This window comes from Methylobacterium sp. UNCCL125, from assembly GCF_900116795.1.
Taxonomy (GTDB): domain Bacteria; phylum Pseudomonadota; class Alphaproteobacteria; order Rhizobiales; family Beijerinckiaceae; genus Methylobacterium; species Methylobacterium fujisawaense.
The window spans coordinates 32,752-47,298 of record NZ_FPBW01000027.1; the positions used below are offsets into that span (position 1 = coordinate 32,752).

At 70.2% G+C, this 14,547-nt stretch carries 15 protein-coding genes; 10 read left to right on the forward strand and 5 right to left on the reverse strand.

Features of this window, described 5'->3' with window-relative positions; translation table 11 throughout:
• Positions 1–349 precede the first annotated feature (349 nt).
• The gene (locus tag BM396_RS24360; protein WP_051976128.1) at positions 350–2,710 is read left to right on the forward strand and encodes a bifunctional diguanylate cyclase/phosphodiesterase; all 2,361 of its coding nucleotides are present in this window, start codon (positions 350–352) and stop codon (positions 2,708–2,710) included.
• Between the two features lie 342 nt (positions 2,711–3,052).
• Here the strand turns inward: BM396_RS24360 and BM396_RS24365 are convergent, their stop codons facing one another.
• Together BM396_RS24365 and BM396_RS24370 are read right to left on the reverse strand one after the other, a co-directional pair.
• Positions 3,053–3,319 carry a GCG_CRPN prefix-to-repeats domain-containing protein gene (locus BM396_RS24365; protein ID WP_051044832.1) on the reverse strand — a complete coding sequence of 89 codons (267 nt, stop codon included), beginning with the start codon at positions 3,317–3,319 and terminating at the stop codon, positions 3,053–3,055.
• A gap of 118 nt (positions 3,320–3,437) precedes the next feature.
• Positions 3,438–4,460 (reverse strand): P1 family peptidase, encoded by a 1,023-nt coding sequence (locus BM396_RS24370; RefSeq protein ID WP_043352274.1) that lies wholly within the window; start codon positions 4,458–4,460, stop codon positions 3,438–3,440.
• Positions 4,461–4,510: 50 nt separating this feature from the next.
• Here BM396_RS24370 and BM396_RS24375 point away from each other — a divergent pair, with 50 nt between their 5' ends.
• Positions 4,511–5,437: an NAD(P)-dependent oxidoreductase gene (locus tag BM396_RS24375; protein ID WP_345820069.1), complete on the forward strand. Its 927-nt coding sequence runs from the start codon at positions 4,511–4,513 to the stop codon at positions 5,435–5,437.
• Between the two features lie 45 nt (positions 5,438–5,482).
• On the opposite strand, the gene BM396_RS24380 is transcribed toward BM396_RS24375, so the two are convergent.
• A complete protein-coding gene (locus BM396_RS24380) occupies positions 5,483–6,340 on the reverse strand; it encodes a S49 family peptidase (RefSeq protein WP_043384412.1) in 858 nt (285 codons plus the stop codon).
• A gap of 219 nt (positions 6,341–6,559) precedes the next feature.
• On the opposite strand from BM396_RS24380, the gene BM396_RS24385 reads away from it, so the two are divergent.
• The 8 genes from BM396_RS24385 to BM396_RS24420 all read left to right on the forward strand — a co-directional run bounded on the left by BM396_RS24385 (position 6,560) and on the right by BM396_RS24420 (position 12,759).
• The gene (locus BM396_RS24385; protein WP_078947154.1) at positions 6,560–6,877 is read left to right on the forward strand and encodes a hypothetical protein; all 318 of its coding nucleotides are present in this window, start codon (positions 6,560–6,562) and stop codon (positions 6,875–6,877) included.
• Between the two features lie 187 nt (positions 6,878–7,064).
• Entirely contained in the window at positions 7,065–9,827 is a 2,763-nt protein-coding gene (gene gyrA, locus BM396_RS24390) for a DNA gyrase subunit A (RefSeq protein ID WP_043384503.1), read from the forward strand.
• A 61-nt stretch (positions 9,828–9,888) separates the two neighbouring features.
• Complete coding sequence (gene coaD, locus BM396_RS24395; protein ID WP_043352282.1) at positions 9,889–10,392, forward strand: pantetheine-phosphate adenylyltransferase; 504 nt, start codon at positions 9,889–9,891, stop codon at positions 10,390–10,392.
• A 16-nt stretch (positions 10,393–10,408) separates the two neighbouring features.
• A complete protein-coding gene (locus BM396_RS24400) occupies positions 10,409–10,957 on the forward strand; it encodes a peptidylprolyl isomerase (protein WP_043352284.1) in 549 nt (182 codons plus the stop codon).
• A gap of 7 nt (positions 10,958–10,964) precedes the next feature.
• The gene (locus tag BM396_RS24405; protein WP_043384406.1) at positions 10,965–11,462 is read left to right on the forward strand and encodes a hypothetical protein; all 498 of its coding nucleotides are present in this window, start codon (positions 10,965–10,967) and stop codon (positions 11,460–11,462) included.
• Positions 11,463–11,539: 77 nt separating this feature from the next.
• Positions 11,540–11,998: a peptidylprolyl isomerase gene (locus BM396_RS24410; protein ID WP_043352288.1), complete on the forward strand. Its 459-nt coding sequence runs from the start codon at positions 11,540–11,542 to the stop codon at positions 11,996–11,998.
• A 94-nt stretch (positions 11,999–12,092) separates the two neighbouring features.
• Positions 12,093–12,458, forward strand: coding sequence for a type II toxin-antitoxin system RelE/ParE family toxin (locus BM396_RS24415; RefSeq protein WP_170867502.1), 366 nt, complete (start codon positions 12,093–12,095; stop codon positions 12,456–12,458).
• The gene (locus tag BM396_RS24420; protein ID WP_043384402.1) at positions 12,436–12,759 is read left to right on the forward strand and encodes a helix-turn-helix domain-containing protein; all 324 of its coding nucleotides are present in this window, start codon (positions 12,436–12,438) and stop codon (positions 12,757–12,759) included. The genes BM396_RS24415 and BM396_RS24420 overlap by 23 nt, the downstream gene beginning before the upstream one ends.
• Here BM396_RS24420 and mobA read toward each other — a convergent pair.
• Entirely contained in the window at positions 12,710–13,354 is a 645-nt protein-coding gene (gene mobA / locus BM396_RS24425; protein WP_081948698.1) for a molybdenum cofactor guanylyltransferase MobA, read from the reverse strand. The two genes, BM396_RS24420 and mobA, sit on opposite strands and share 50 nt — an antisense overlap.
• A gap of 4 nt (positions 13,355–13,358) precedes the next feature.
• A complete protein-coding gene (gene apbC, locus BM396_RS24430) occupies positions 13,359–14,507 on the reverse strand; it encodes an iron-sulfur cluster carrier protein ApbC (protein ID WP_043384399.1) in 1,149 nt (382 codons plus the stop codon).
• Positions 14,508–14,547 lie beyond the last annotated feature (40 nt).

Consider the following 14,547-nt stretch of genomic DNA (forward strand, 5'->3'; position numbering starts at 1 on the left):
TGCTCACGAAAATTGAGACCGATCATTTCTTCGAGAACAAGTCGAGACATCGCGAAGCGCGAAACCATTCTTCCGGCCTAGTACCAACGGCATGGGCGGCTGGCTGTAGTCCTCAGTATTCCGGAACAACGAATCGTCCGCGTTCACGCCCGGAGCTTCGACGTCGTGGAGGCTCGGAGCTCCGGCGGTCGAAACCGGCAGATTTTGACGCCGTTCGGCAGGACATCCGAGCTTGCCCGACACCTTCAATTTTTGGTTGTTACACCCGGCCGTCTATGGGGGCACGCCCAGAGAATTCTTCACGATGATGATTTAGTTTGCGCACATCTTTGTGGTGCATGATGATCCTATGGATCTCTTCGTCGCAGCCCTTCTGGACAGTCAGGCGGCCGGTTTCGCCCTGGCCGCGATGGTCATCTGCTTTTTCAGTGCGTGGCTGCTCGTCCACTTCATCCGGCAAGCGGAGAGCGCTTCGGCGCGCGTCAGGAGGCGCTGGCAACTTGGAACGGCCGTGGTTGCCGGGACCGGCGTTTGGACCACCCACTTCGTCGCGATGCTCGGGTACCGGACCGACCTCCTTCTGAATTACGAGGCGGCGACGACCCTGGGCTCAGCGGCCGTGGCCATTGTCGCGGTCGGCGGGCCGCTGGCCCTGTCGACGCAATGCGCGCGGACATGGACGCGCGCAGCAGCCGGCGCGGCGGCGGGCTTGGGGATCGGCGGCATGCACCTCATCGGCATGGCCGCGTTGAGGGGCTGCAGCCAAACGCAGTCGCCCGACCTCGACATCCTGGCGAGCCTCATCGGCGGCATCTGTATGGCGTTGGCTCGGACCGTGGCGCGACATGCCCGTCCACCGCTCATCACCCTGTTTCTCATCGTGTCCGCGGTCTGCGGCACGCACTTCATCTCCATCGCCGGCACCACGCTGGTCGGAGCGCGGTCCGATCAGCTCCTGCCGATCATGCAGGTCCAACTCGCTGCCCTCGCCGCGACGGGCGCCGCCATCCTCCTGCTCGGCACATTGCTCGCCCTGCTGGTTGCCAAGCGCTTCGAGGGGCAGGAGGCCACGCACGCGCGAATCCTGGCGACGACATTGCAGAACATGTCGAACGGGATCCTGAAGGTTTCCGGCGCCGAAGTCGTCGAGTTGTACAACGAGAAACTGTGCACGATGCTCAACCTGCCGCCGGGAAGCATGGCACGAGGCATGAGTTTATCGACGTTTCTGGATGTGACCGGCCGCGCCAATGCCTGGGACGAAACCCGCATCGCGCGGGTGCTGGCGAATCATCGGACCTGGATGGCCCGGAGCGAGGAGACGCTCGTCGAGCATACGTTCGACGACGGCCGGATCCTGTCCATCGCCTGTCAGCCCATCGACGATGGCGCGGTGCTGACCTTCGACGATGTTTCGCGGGAGAAGCAGGCGCAGCGAGAGATCCTGCACCTCGCCTACCGTGATCCCCTCACGGGTCTGGCAAATCGCCGCTCGCTCATCGAACACATGGCGCTCGTCCATGAGACCGGACAGGCCTTCACGCTCCTGCTGATCGATCTCGATCGGTTCAAGGCGGTCAACGACACGTTCGGTCACGGCGTCGGCGATCGCCTGCTCGTCACCGTTGCCGCGCGCCTGCGCGCCCTAGCGGGCGCGTCAGGGTTCGTGGCGCGCCTGGGCGGCGACGAGATGGCCGTGGTCACACAGGCGGATGCCGATGCAGCGAGCCGCCTGGCCGAAGACATCATCGTGGACGTCGAGAAGCCGTACGCCTTCAACGACCTCACGGTCATGGTCGGTTGCAGCATCGGCTTGAGCGACAACGCGGATCGGTCGAGTCCGGAAGAGCTGCTGCAGCGCGCGGACATCGCTCTGTACGAGGCGAAGCGTCACGGACGAGGACGCGCGGCGCATTACGCGTCGGGCATGATGGAGGCCGTCGCCGAGCGCCACACCCTGGAGAACGACATCCGGATCGCCTTGACGGAGGGGCAGTTTCATCTCGCCTACCAGCCCATCATGGCGCTCGCCGATGACGCTGTCGTCGGCTTCGAGGCGCTGATCCGGTGGCAGCATCCGACGCGGGGTCTCGTCGCGCCGGCAAGCTTCATCCCGGTGGCGGAGGAGACGGGGCTGATTGTGCCGATCGGGACCTGGGTGCTGGGCGAGGCGTGCCGCCAAGCCACCCGCTGGCAGCCGCATCAGCATGTCGCCGTGAACGTCTCGGCCGTCCAGTTCCGCTCGCCGATGCTTCTCGCCCACATCACCGCAGCTCTGGCCGAGAGCGGGTTGCCGCCGCACCGATTGGAGATCGAGTTGACGGAGACGGCGCTGGTCGAGGACGGGCGTCAGATCGCCCACACCCTCTCCGCCCTGCGCCAGCTCGGTCTCAAGATCGCGATGGATGATTTCGGGACCGGCTACTCGTCCCTCGCACACCTGCGCGATCTGCCTCTGGACCGGATCAAGATCGATCGCAGCTTCGTAGCGGCCGCGCTGACGGACAACCACTCGATGGCGGTGATCAAGGCGATCACCCAGATGGGCCGCGACATGAACATCCTCACCCTTGCCGAAGGGGTCGAGGATGCGGATCAGCTGGCGCTTCTCAGGCGACTGGGCTGCGATGCCGTCCAGGGTTACCTGATCGGGCGCCCGGAACGACCATCGTCATCGCCGCCGCCCGCAATGGCAAGCGGCGCTCGCTAAGGTCGGTGGGACCGTCGGTCACGCTCGGCTCCTCCGAAGGCGGGCCACCGATCCGCAGAAGACGCCCGAGCCGGCCTCTACGCAGACGCGCCGCCTCGAGACCGAAACGACCGGCTCGAGCGCGAGGGCCGGCACCGCCGCCGACATGGCACGCGGGCCGCAAGACACCGGTCCCGCAGTAAGCCCGGGGCTCGGGGCCGCGTCCGAGCCGCCACGCGGGTCCGAGCCTCCCGGCGTCTCGCCAGCGTGCGGTTCCGTTCCGCTCGCCCCGGGGGCACTCCTGTCGGACCCGACGCCGTCGTGCGTCGGCGCCGCCCCGGCGGGCGGCACCGACGCCATCGCTCAGCGGTGGCAGAAGCCCCGCGGGCCGCGGTAGAGGCCGGGCGGGCAGCCGCGGGGCGCGCCGGTCATGGCGCGGCGCATCGCACCACGCGGACCGCGGTTCAGGCGGCAGCCGCCATACGGCCCGCGATGCGCGCCGAACCCGCAACCGCCGCGCACGAGGGTGACCGAGGCGTCGCCGCCGGACAGCGGCGCCACGGGCATCGCCTGGGCGCCGCCGGCGAACAGTGCGACGGACGCGGCGATGATCAGGCCGGTCATTTTCATGAGGAATCCTCCCGTTTGGCACAGGTCGCGGCCCGGCGCGATCCGAGCCACGACACGGCCTTCGGCCGCGCCCTGTAACCCCGGTCCTGCCGCTTCGTTCCGGAGCGGGCGTGGCGGATCAGGCGCCGTAGAGGTCGCGCCAGGCCGGCGGAAGCCCCGCACCCGCCAGGGGCGGCGACGGCGCGAGTCCCGGCAGGCTCGTCGCGGCGAACACCCCGCGCGCCACGGTCCGGGCCAGGACCCGCGCGGCGACATCTCCGAGGCGAGCGAGGTCCACCACCGGGTCGGCGAGGGGCACGGCGCCGGTCGCCACGGCGAAGACCAGATCGCCATCGAGCGGCGTATGGGCCGGCACGAGGGCGCGGGCGAGGCCGTCCTGCGCCGCCACCGCGAGGCGCCGGCACTGCGCCTTGGTCAGCGCCGCGTCGGTCGCCACCACGGCGAGCGTCGTGGCGGCGCCGGGCAGCGCGCGCATCGGGAAGGCGTGGGCTTCGGCGGGAACGTGGGCCGGCGCGCCCAGGCCGCCGAACTCGTCACCCTCCTCGAAGGGCGCGGCCCAGAAATGCGGGCCGTCGCCGACGGTCGCGTTGCCGAAGGCGTTCACGGCGGCGAGGGCCCCGACCCGGAAGTCCGTGCCCGGTACCCGCGCCGAGGCGGATCCGATCCCGCCCTTGAGCCGACCCGTGCGCGCGCCGGTCCCGGCCCCGACGGAGCCCAGGGCGAAGTCCGCGGCCGCAGCCGCGGCGGCCGCGAAGCCCAGCTCGCGGTAGGGCGGGTAGCGCCCCCAGGCCTTGTCGCCGCCGTTGGGCAGATCGAACAGGATCGCGCCGGGAACGATCGGCACCCGCATGCCGCCGACCGGGAAGCCGCGCCCGGCCTCGGCGAGCCACGCCGTCACCCCAGCCGCCGCGTCGAGACCGAAGGCCGAGCCCCCGGACAAGACGAGGGCATCGATCCGTTCCACGGTGCGTTCGGGATCGAGCAGGTCGGTCTCGCGGGTGCCCGGCCCGCCGCCGCGCACGTCGACGGAGGCGACCACCGGATCGTCGAACAGGATCGCCGTGACGCCGCTCGCAAGCCGCAGATCGGTGGCGTGACCGACCCGCAGGCCGGGGATGTCGGTGATGCGATTCTGCAGCATGGGTCGAGCTTGCCACGGCCGGCGATAGGCGCAAATCCGGCCGGGCGCCGTTGACCGCCGCGCGGGGTTACCCAGGTTGGCAGGCGGCAGAGCGCGTCGAGGAGCACGGCATGGACGTTGGATTCATCGGATTGGGGCGGATGGGTCGCGCCATGGCCGCCAACCTCGCGCGGGCGGGTCACACGGTCCGCGCCTGGAACCGCTCGCCCGAGGCCGCGCGCGGCATCGACGGCGTCACCCCCGTGGCGAGCGCCGCCGAGGCCTTCGCCGGCGACGCGGTCATCACCATGCTGGCCGACGACGCGGCGCTCGAAGCCGTGATCGTGGCCGGCGGCCTGCTCGACCGGCCGGAGCGCCCGGGCCTGCACATCGGCATGAGCACGATCTCGGTGGCGCTCGCCCGGCAGCTCGCCGCCGTGCACGAGCGGGCGGGCGTCCCCTACATCGCGGCGCCGGTCTTCGGGCGGCCGGACGTGGCGGAGGCCGGCAAGCTCAACATCGTGGCGGCGGGGGCGGCGGCCCTGATCGACCGCGCGGGCCCGCTCCTCGACGCCATGGGTGCCAGGACCTGGCGTTTCGGCGACGACCCGGCGCGGGCGAACGCCGTCAAGCTCGCCGGCAACTTCATGCTGATCTCGGCGATCGAGGCCATGGCGGAGGCCTGTGCCCTCACGGAGGGCCACGGCGTCCCGGGCGCCGACTTCCTCGACCTGATGACCAACACGCTGTTCGCCGCGCCGGTCTACAAGGGCTACGGCGCCTCGATCGCGCAGAACCGCTACGAGCCGCCGGGCTTCCTCCTCAAGCTCGGGGCCAAGGACATGCGGCTCGCCCTCCAGGCCGCCGAGGGCGCGGGGGTGCCGATGCCCTTCGCGAGCGTGCTGCGCGACGGCCTCATCGAGGCGATCAGCCACGGCGACGGCGAGAAGGATCTCGCGGCGCTCGCCCGCGTCTCCGCCCGGCGTGCCGGGCGGTAGCGGATCTCCGAAGGGCGCCGAAGCGCGAAGTCCTCCGGCCCCGTCTCAGAGCCCGTAGCGGGCGAAGGCTGCGCGCTCCGCGACGGCGGCCATCGCCCCCTCGGCGAGTTCGATCCCGCCCGGCGCGCCGCCCCGGCGCAGCAGGCGGGAGACGAGGCTGCCCCGGGCCTCGGCCACGAGGCGCAGGTCGACCGTCTCGCCGAAGCGGGCGCGCATCGCGGTGCGCAGGTCGCCGAGCGCATCGACGAGACCGAGGGGCAGCGCCTGCCGCCCGGTCCAGACCGCGCCGGTGAACAGGTTCTCGGTGCGGGCCAGGGTCGGGCGCCGGGCGGTGACGAGGCCGGTGAACAGGTCCTGCACGTCGGCCTGGATGCGCTTCAGGCGCTCCACGTCGGCGGGATCCTCCGGGCGGAACGGGTCGAGCATCGACTTCGCCTCGCCCTGCGTATGAACGCGACGCTCGACGCCGAGCTTCTCCAGCAGGCCATGGAAGCCGAACCCCGACGAGACGACGCCGATGGAGCCGACGATCGAGGTCGGATCGGCGATGATCTCGTCGGCCGCGCAGGCGATCATGTAGCCGCCGGAGGCCGCGACATCCTCCACGAAGGCGATCACCGGCAGACGCTTCTCCTCGGCGAGGGCCCGGATGCGGCGGTGGATCAGGTGCGACTGCGCCGGTGAACCGCCCGGCGAGTTGATCAGCAGCGCCACCGCCTTGACCCCCGGCATCCCGAAGGCCCGCTCGAGGCTGCCCGCCACGCCGCCGATCGAGAGGCCCGGACGGATCGGAGACACCGCCCCGATGGTGCCGGAGAGCCGGACCACGGCGACCCGCGGACGGCGATCCCTGAAGCGGCGCGGCAGGAGGGCGCGGACGGAGTCGGGGAACGCGAACGCCATGGGAGTCTTACGCGGCTCGTCGAAGGACCGGGCGGGGGACGGCCCGGATGCGCCTGTCCGGAAACTGGGCGCTTTGCCGCCGCACGCAAGGGCGGCGCATCTGCGCAGTCAGAACGGATCGAACCGTTTGCCGACCTTGGCCGTTTCCGGCAACGGCGCGAGCCTCGTGCCGGCCCGGATCCGCTGGACTCGGACGGGTGCTCACACGGGAGAGAAACGATGCGACCCTGGCCAATCCTGGTCCTCCTCGCCGCCCTGCTCGGCGGGCTGGCGAGTGCGCCTGCGCGCGCGGCGCCCCTGCCGGTCCCGGCGAGCGCCGAGGCCGCAGCGCCCGCCCCCGCCGTGCAGCAGGCCCGCTGGCACTACCGGCGCCACTGGCACCGGCACCATCATTGGCGCCGCCACTGGCATCATCGCCGCCACCATTGGCACCGCCGTCACCATTGGCACCGGCACCACCATTTCCGCCGTCACTGGCACCGCCACCACGTCTGGCACGGCCGCCGTTTCGGTCCCCGGCACGTGACGTTCTACTGAGCGAAGCCCCCCGCGTCCCGGCCCGATCCGGCCGGGACGCGGCCTCGCGGGTGACCTTGCGGGCGGCCTCGGAAAACCTTATTTAACCGTCTGATATCACTGCTCTTCCGTAAGGCCGTTGCGGCGCATCGCGCGCCGCCTGGCCGCCGCGAGCACCGCCCGTCCGGGCCTCAGAACGGAAATCGACTTGGCCGAGAACGATCCGACTGGCGCCGCCCCGCCCGCCAGCGACATCCGCCCCGTCTCCATCACCGACGAGATGCGCCGCTCCTACCTCGATTACGCGATGAGCGTGATCGTGAGCCGGGCGCTTCCCGACGCCCGGGACGGTCTCAAGCCGGTCCACCGGCGCATCCTCTACTCCGCCTTCGAATCCGGGCACCTGCCCGAGCGGAAATACGTCAAGTCGGCGCGCATCGTCGGCGACGTGATCGGTCTCTACCACCCACACGGCGACCAATCGATCTACGACGCCCTCGTGCGGATGGCGCAGGACTTCTCCATGCGCCTCATGCTCATCGACGGGCAGGGCAATTTCGGCTCGGTGGACGGCGATCCGCCGGCCGCCATGCGCTACACCGAATCGCGGCTGGCCAAGCCCGCCACCGCGCTGCTCACCGACATCGACAAGAACACCGTCGATTTCGGACCGAACTACGACGAGTCGCGCGAGGAGCCGACCGTCCTCCCGGCCCGCTTCCCGAATCTCCTCGTCAACGGCGCCGGCGGCATCGCGGTCGGCATGGCCACCAACATCCCGCCGCACAATCTCGGCGAGCTGATCGACGCCTGCGTGGCCCTGATCGACGATCCGGGCCTGACCATCGAGCAGCTCACCGAGATCGTGCCCGGCCCGGACTTCCCCACCGGCGGCATGATCCTCGGCCGCGCCGGCACGCGCCAGGCCTACGCGACGGGGCGCGGCTCGGTGATCATGCGCGCCAAGTCGCATGTCGAGGAGCTGCGCAAGGAGCGCGAGGCGCTGATCTTCACCGAGATCCCCTATCAGGTCAACAAGGCGACCCTCGTCGAGAAGATCGCCGAGCTGGTGAAGGAAAAGCGCGTCGAGGGCATCTCGGACCTGCGCGACGAATCCGACCGGACGGGCATGCGCATCGTCGTCGAGATCAAGCGCGACGCCATGGCCGACGTGGTGCTGAACCAGCTCTACCGGTTCACGCCGCTGCAATCCTCCTTCGGCTGCAACATGGTGGCGCTGAACGGCGGCCGCCCCGAGCTGATGAACCTGAAGGACCTGCTCGAGGCCTTCGTGGATTTCCGCGAGGAGGTCGTCTCCCGCCGGACCAAGTTCCTCCTCGGCAAGGCCCGCGAGCGGGCGCACGTCTTGTGCGGCCTCGCCATCGCGGTCGCCAACATCGACGAGGTGATCCGCCTGATCCGGACCTCGCCGGACCCGAACACGGCCCGCGAGGCCCTGATGGGCCGCGACTGGCCGGCCCACGACATCGCGCCGCTGATCGCGCTGGTGGACGACCCGCGCCACCGGGTCGCCGAGGACGGCACCTACCGCCTGTCCGAGACCCAGGCCCGCGCCATCCTCGACCTGCGCCTGCAGCGCCTCACGGCTCTGGGCCGCGACGAGGTCGGCGACGAGTTGAAGACGCTCGCCGACGAGATCGCCGACTATCTCGACATCCTGCGCTCGCGGGTGCGCATCCAGACCATCGTGAAGCAGGAGCTGATCGAGGTCCGCGAGCAGTTCGCCACCCCGCGCCGGACCGAGATCGTCGACTTCGACGGCAGCGTCGAGGACGAGGACCTGATCGCCCGCGAGGACATGGTGGTGACCGTGTCGCATGCCGGCTACGTGAAGCGCGTGCCGCTCTCGACCTACCGGGCCCAGCGCCGCGGCGGCAAGGGCCGCTCCGGCATGGCGACCCGCGACGAGGATTTCGTCACCCGCCTGTTCGTGGCCAACACCCACACGCCGGTGCTGTTCTTCTCCAGCCAGGGCCAAGCCTACAAGGAGAAGGTCTGGCGCCTGCCGATGGCCGCCCCGAACGCCCGCGGCAAGGCGCTGGTGAACATCCTGCAGCTGCAGGACACCTCCGAGCGCATCACCACGATCATGCCGCTGCCCGAGGACGAGGCGTCCTGGGAAACGCTGGACGTGATGTTCGCGACCGCGAGCGGAAACGTCCGGCGCAACAAGCTGTCGGACTTCACCACGGTGAACCGCAACGGCAAGATCGCCATGAAGCTCGATCCGGGCGACCACATCGTCCATGTCGAGATCTGCCGTCCGGACCAGAACGTGCTGCTGACCACGGCGCTCGGCCAGTGCATCCGCTTCCCCGTCGAGGACGTGCGCGTCTTCAAGGGCCGCGATTCGACCGGCGTGCGCGGCATCCAGCTCGCCAAGGACGACCGGGTCATCTCGATGACGATCCTGAACGCCTTCGACGCCACCGCTGAGGAGCGGGCCGGCTACCTGAAGATGCGTCGCGCCGTGACCGGCGAGGCGGAGGAGAACGGCGAGGCGGAGGCCGAGGACGGCGCCGAGGCCGCGGCGATCTCGCTGGACCGCTACAACGAGATGGGGGCGGCCGAGCAATACGTGCTCACCCTGTCGGAGCGGGGCTACGGCAAGCGCTCCTCGTCCTTCGAGTACCGGACCTCGGGACGCGGCGGAAAGGGCATCACGGCGATGCGGGTCAACGCCCGCAACGGCAGCCTCGTGGCCTCCTTCCCGGTCGAGGCCTCGGACCAGATCATGCTGGTGACCGATGGCGGCCAGCTGATCCGGGTGCCGGTGGACGACATCCGCATCGTCGGCCGCGCCTCGCAGGGCGTGACGGTGTTCAACACCGCCAAGGACGAGAAGGTCGTCTCGGTGGAGCATATCGAGGGCGAGGACGAAACCAACGGCGAAGCCGGGCAGGAGCCCGGCATTGAGGGCAGCATCGAGGGCGGTCCCGAGGAGGCATGAGGCTCCGGCCGTCCCGCCCCGAGGTTCCGTCCCGCGCAAAAATGCTCTAGGTCGGGTCGCGATGACCCGCACTGCCCTCTATGCCGGCTCGTTCGACCCGGTCACGAACGGCCATCTCGACGTGGTCCGCCAAGCCTGCCGGCTGGTGGACCGCCTCGTGATCGCCATCGGCGTGCATCCCGGCAAGGCGCCGCTGTTCTCCGCCGAGGAGCGGGCGGCGCTCCTGACCGAGACCTGCGGGCCGGTGGCGCAGGAGGAGGGCGCGACGCTGGAGATCGTGACCTTCAACGATCTCGCCGTCTCGGCCGCCCGGCGCTGCGGTGCCGCGCTGTTCATCCGCGGCCTGCGCGACGGCACCGACCTCGACTACGAGATGCAGCTCGCCGGCATGAACGGCGCCATGGCGCCGGAGGTGCAGACCGTGTTCCTGCCGGCCTCGATCCAGGTGCGCCCGATCACCGCGACGCTGGTGCGCCAGATCGCCGGCATGGGGGGCGACGTCTCGCCCTTCGTGCCCGCCGCCGTGGCCGCGCGCCTCCGGCAGCGCTTCGCCGCCCATTCCTGAGACTGGAAGGACTTCGATGAACCGACGCCACGCCCTACTCGCGCTCGCCCTCACGCTCGGCACGGCCCCGGCGGCCTGGGCTGCCGACGCCAACACCGTCTACCTCCAGACCAAGGACGGGCGGATCACCATCGAGCTGCGGCCGGACCTGGCGCCCAAGCACGTCAAGCAGATCAAGACGCTGGTCTCGCAGGGCTTCTACAACGGCCTCAAGTTCCACCGGGTGATCGACGGCTTCATGGCCCAGACCGGCGATCCGAAGGGCAACGGCACCGGCGGCTCCAGCCTGCCGAACATCCCGGCGGAATTCACGCAATCGGCCCAGTTCCGCCGCGGCACCGTGGGCATGGCCCGCTCGCAGGATCCGAACTCGGCGAACTCGCAGTTCTTCATCTGCCTCGGCGACGCGCCGTTCCTGAACGGCCAGTACACGATCGTCGGCAACGTCACGGACGGGCTCGACGTGCTCGACAAGATCAAGAAGGCCGCCCCCGGCGCGCCCGGGGGCGCCGTGCAGGACCCCGACAAGATCGTCAGCATGACCCTCGCCGAGAAGGCCAAGTAGCGGCCGCATGCCGGGTCGGCGCGCCGCCTCGCTCCTCCTGCTGAGCCTGATCCCGGCGGCCGCCGCGGCCTATGACGGCGCCCCCTTCTACGGCTACGCCGACGAGCCGGGGGGCGGCTATCCGCTGAGCCTGCCCCAGACCCTGCGCGCGACGATCGCGGTGCCGGTGTCGCGGATGGCGACGCGGCCCGCCGACACCCTGGCCGAGCTCTATCCGGCGCTCGCCGCCTGCTGGCAGGCGCCGGGCGGCCTCGCCCGCCCGGGCGACGGGGCCGGCGATATCGAGATCACCGTGCGGCTCGCGCTGCGGCGCGACGGGAGCCTGATCGGCGCGCCGCGCGTCACATACGCGGCGGGCACCGCGGGCGATCAGCGGACCGCTCTGGTGCGCGGCACCCTCGACGCCCTGGCGCGCTGCACCCCGGTCCACATCACGGCGGGCCTGGGCCGGGCCATCGCGGGCCGGCCGGTGGCGCTCCGCTTCGTCTACCGCCCGCCGGCCTGAGGGCCGGCGCACCCGTTACGGGCGCTGGCCGGATCCGGCGCGCGCCGATACAGTTCCCCCAACCGGAAGGAAAGACTATGGCCGACAACGAGACCATCGTACTGGAGACCACCAAGGGCCGCGTCGTCATCGCGCTGCGTCCCGACCTCGCCCCGGGCCATGTCGAGCGGATCAAGACGCTCGCCGCTCAGGGCTTCTACGACGGCGTGCCGTTCCACCGGGTGATCGACGGGTTCATGGCCCAGACAGGCGACCCGACGGGCACCGGCTCGGGCGGTTCGGACCTGCCGGACCTGAAGGCCGAGTTCAACGCCGAGCCGCACGTGCGCGGCACCTGCTCCATGGCGCGGACCAACTTCCCGCACTCGGCGAACTCGCAGTTCTTCATCTGCTTCGACGACGCCCGCTTCCTCGACAAGCAGTACACGGTGTGGGGCAAGGTCGTGGAAGGCATGGACGTCGTCGACACGATCAACAAGGGCGAGCCGCCGCGCTCGCCGGACAAGATCGTGAAGGCGACCGTCGGCGCCGCCTGATCGTCCCTCACCCGCGCGCCCCGCAAGGCGCGCGGGTGAGCCCCGCGCAAGACCCGGATGCCAGCCTCGCGCGGTGTCCGAGTCCGATACCGGAATGCGCACCTTCAAGCCGGCCTGGTTTGCCAAGGCGGCACGAAAGGCCGGCATTGCCGACCGGGAATTGTGCGCGGCAATCAGAGACGTCGCGAAGGGCCAAGACGACGACCTGGGCGGCGGTTTCTTCAAGAAGCGCCTGAACCGGAACCGACACCGGAGCATCATCCTGACCAAGGTCGGCTCCTATTGGCTGTCTCAGTACCTCTTCGCCAAGAACGATCGTGCCAACATCGATGACGATGAGCTGAGAGCCTTCCGTCAGCTAGCCAAGGCACTTGAGAAGACTTCGGAGGTGGATATCGCCCGCCTCGTCTCGACCGGGCACATCACGGAGATCTGCGATGGTGGGGAAGCGGACATTTAAAGGTGACGCCTTCGAGTCGATTCATGCGACCGCCGCAGCCCTCCATGAGGCTGGTGTGACCGACATGGCGACGATGCGCTGGTTCGACGAAGCATGCCTCACCGCGCCGCCCGCGATCGAGCCAGCTCAGATCAAGCGGCTTCGCGAAAGCCTCAACGTGAGTCAGCCGGTCTTCGCCCGCTATCTCAACACGAGCGAGAGCACGGTCGAGAAGTGGGAGACGGCCGCCAAGAAGCCCAGCGGCATGGCGCTCAAGCTCCTGACGATCGTCCAGAAACATGGCCTTCAGATCCTGACCTGAGTCCGAGCGCTTCCGCCGCGGCCAGATCCTCTGGCGTGTTGACGTTGAGGAACGGGTCCACCGGCTCGACCGGCCAGGACGCCACCGCTGCGCCATGGCGGTCGATGAAGGCGCCGACGCGGCGCTCGCCGCGCCCCAGATAGTCCCGCAGGTCGTCGCGCAGAATCGTCGGCCAGAGGGCGATCGTGAAGTGCCGCCGCGCGCCCGAGGCAGCCAGGGCAATGCCCGATTCAGGGCCGGCCGCGCATAGCCGCGCCACCAGATCCTCCGGCAGGAAGGGCGCGTCGCCCGACACGCTCACCACCCGCGCCATCCCATGTCCTGCGGCGTGTTCCAGCCCGGCGAGGATGCCGGCGAGCGGGCCCGGCTGATCCGGCAGCGGATCCGGCAGGACCGGCCCGGGAAACCCGGAAAACCGGGCCGGGTCGCCGTTGGCGCTGAGGGCGAGCCCCGCCCCGCATTGCGGCCCGAGCCGTTCGACCACCCGCTCCAGCAGGGTCCGCCCGTCGAGGCGCAGCAGCGGCTTGTCGCCCCCGCCCATCCGCCGCGCCTGCCCGCCGGCCAGGATCAGGCCCAGGACCGGAGGGGCGGGCACGGTCTCACTCGAAGACGATCTTCGGCGCCGTCCGCCCGGCCGGCGCACCGGACAGGTTCGCCCAGAGCTGGGCGGCGATCTCCCGATAGACCTTCGCGTGCGGCCCGTCCGGGTCGGTTGCCACCACGGGCCGACCGGAATCCGAGGTCTCCCGGATGGTCATGTCGAGGGGCACCTCGCCGAGGAACGGCACGCCGAGACGCTGCGCCTCGATGCGCGCGCCGCCATGTCCGAAGATGTGCGAGGCGTGGCCGCAATTCGGGCAGACGAAGGTCGCCATGTTCTCGATCACGCCGAGGATCGGCACCGCGACCTTCTTGAACATGGTGACGCCGCGCCGGGCATCGATCAGAGCGAGGTCCTGGGGTGTGGAGACGATCACGGCGCCTGAGAGCGGCGTCGCCTGCGCCATGGTGAGCTGCGCGTCACCGGTACCGGGTGGCATGTCGACGAGGAGCACGTCGAGCTCGCCCCAGAGCACGTCCCGCAGCATCTGGGTGATGGCCGACTGGACCATCGGGCCGCGCCAGATCATGGCCGTCTCGGGCTCGATCAGGAAGCCGATCGACATGACCTTGAGCCCGTAGCCGACCATCGGCTCCATGGCCTTGTTGTCCACGACGGTGGGCTTGCCCGAGAGGCCGAACAGCTTGGGCACCGACGGGCCGTAGATGTCGGCGTCGAGGAGGCCGACCTTCAGCCCCTGGGCCTGGAGCGCCAGGGCGAGGTTGCAGGCGGTGGTGGACTTGCCGACGCCGCCCTTGCCGGAGGCCACCGCCACGATGTGGCGCACGCCCGCGATCTGCGGCCCCTGGTTCGGCGGCGCGCCGGGCCGCGGCGGGGCGACCGGCGGCGGCGTCACGGGGCGCGGGGCGGCGCTGCTCTGCGCCGGATGGCTCTGGCTCCGCTCGGAGGTGAGGCTCGCGAACACGCCCGAGACGCCCGGCATCTGCAGGACGCGCCCTTCCGCCTGCCGCCGCACCGGCTCGAACCGCTCGACCTCGCTGGGATCGACCAGGATCGAGAACATCACCCGGTTGTTCGGATCGACCACGACCTGGGAGAGCCGGCCGGAGCCCGGCAGGGTGGTGCCGGCGGCATCGACGGTGACGCTGGCGAGCGCCTTCAGCACGTCGTCGCGGGTAATCGCCAAGATGTCCTCCAGCGGGCAAACAAGTATGCCCGTGCATGTA

Bases quoted from the DNA above. Each gene is read 5' to 3' on its own strand.
- BM396_RS24380 (WP_043384412.1), bottom strand. From the start codon at position 6,340: ATGGCGTTCGCGTTCCCCGACTCCGTCCGCGCCCTCCTGCCGCGCCGC.
- BM396_RS24400 (WP_043352284.1), top strand. From the start codon at position 10,409: ATGAACCGACGCCACGCCCTACTCGCGCTCGCCCTCACGCTCGGCACG.
- BM396_RS24410 (WP_043352288.1), top strand. From the start codon at position 11,540: ATGGCCGACAACGAGACCATCGTACTGGAGACCACCAAGGGCCGCGTC.
- BM396_RS24360 (WP_051976128.1), top strand. From the start codon at position 350: ATGGATCTCTTCGTCGCAGCCCTTCTGGACAGTCAGGCGGCCGGTTTC.
- BM396_RS24415 (WP_170867502.1), top strand. From the start codon at position 12,093: ATGCGCACCTTCAAGCCGGCCTGGTTTGCCAAGGCGGCACGAAAGGCC.
- BM396_RS24365 (WP_051044832.1), bottom strand. From the start codon at position 3,319: ATGAAAATGACCGGCCTGATCATCGCCGCGTCCGTCGCACTGTTCGCC.
- BM396_RS24405 (WP_043384406.1), top strand. From the start codon at position 10,965: ATGCCGGGTCGGCGCGCCGCCTCGCTCCTCCTGCTGAGCCTGATCCCG.
- BM396_RS24385 (WP_078947154.1), top strand. From the start codon at position 6,560: ATGCGACCCTGGCCAATCCTGGTCCTCCTCGCCGCCCTGCTCGGCGGG.
- BM396_RS24370 (WP_043352274.1), bottom strand. From the start codon at position 4,460: ATGCTGCAGAATCGCATCACCGACATCCCCGGCCTGCGGGTCGGTCAC.
- coaD (WP_043352282.1), top strand. From the start codon at position 9,889: ATGACCCGCACTGCCCTCTATGCCGGCTCGTTCGACCCGGTCACGAAC.
- BM396_RS24420 (WP_043384402.1), top strand. From the start codon at position 12,436: ATGGTGGGGAAGCGGACATTTAAAGGTGACGCCTTCGAGTCGATTCAT.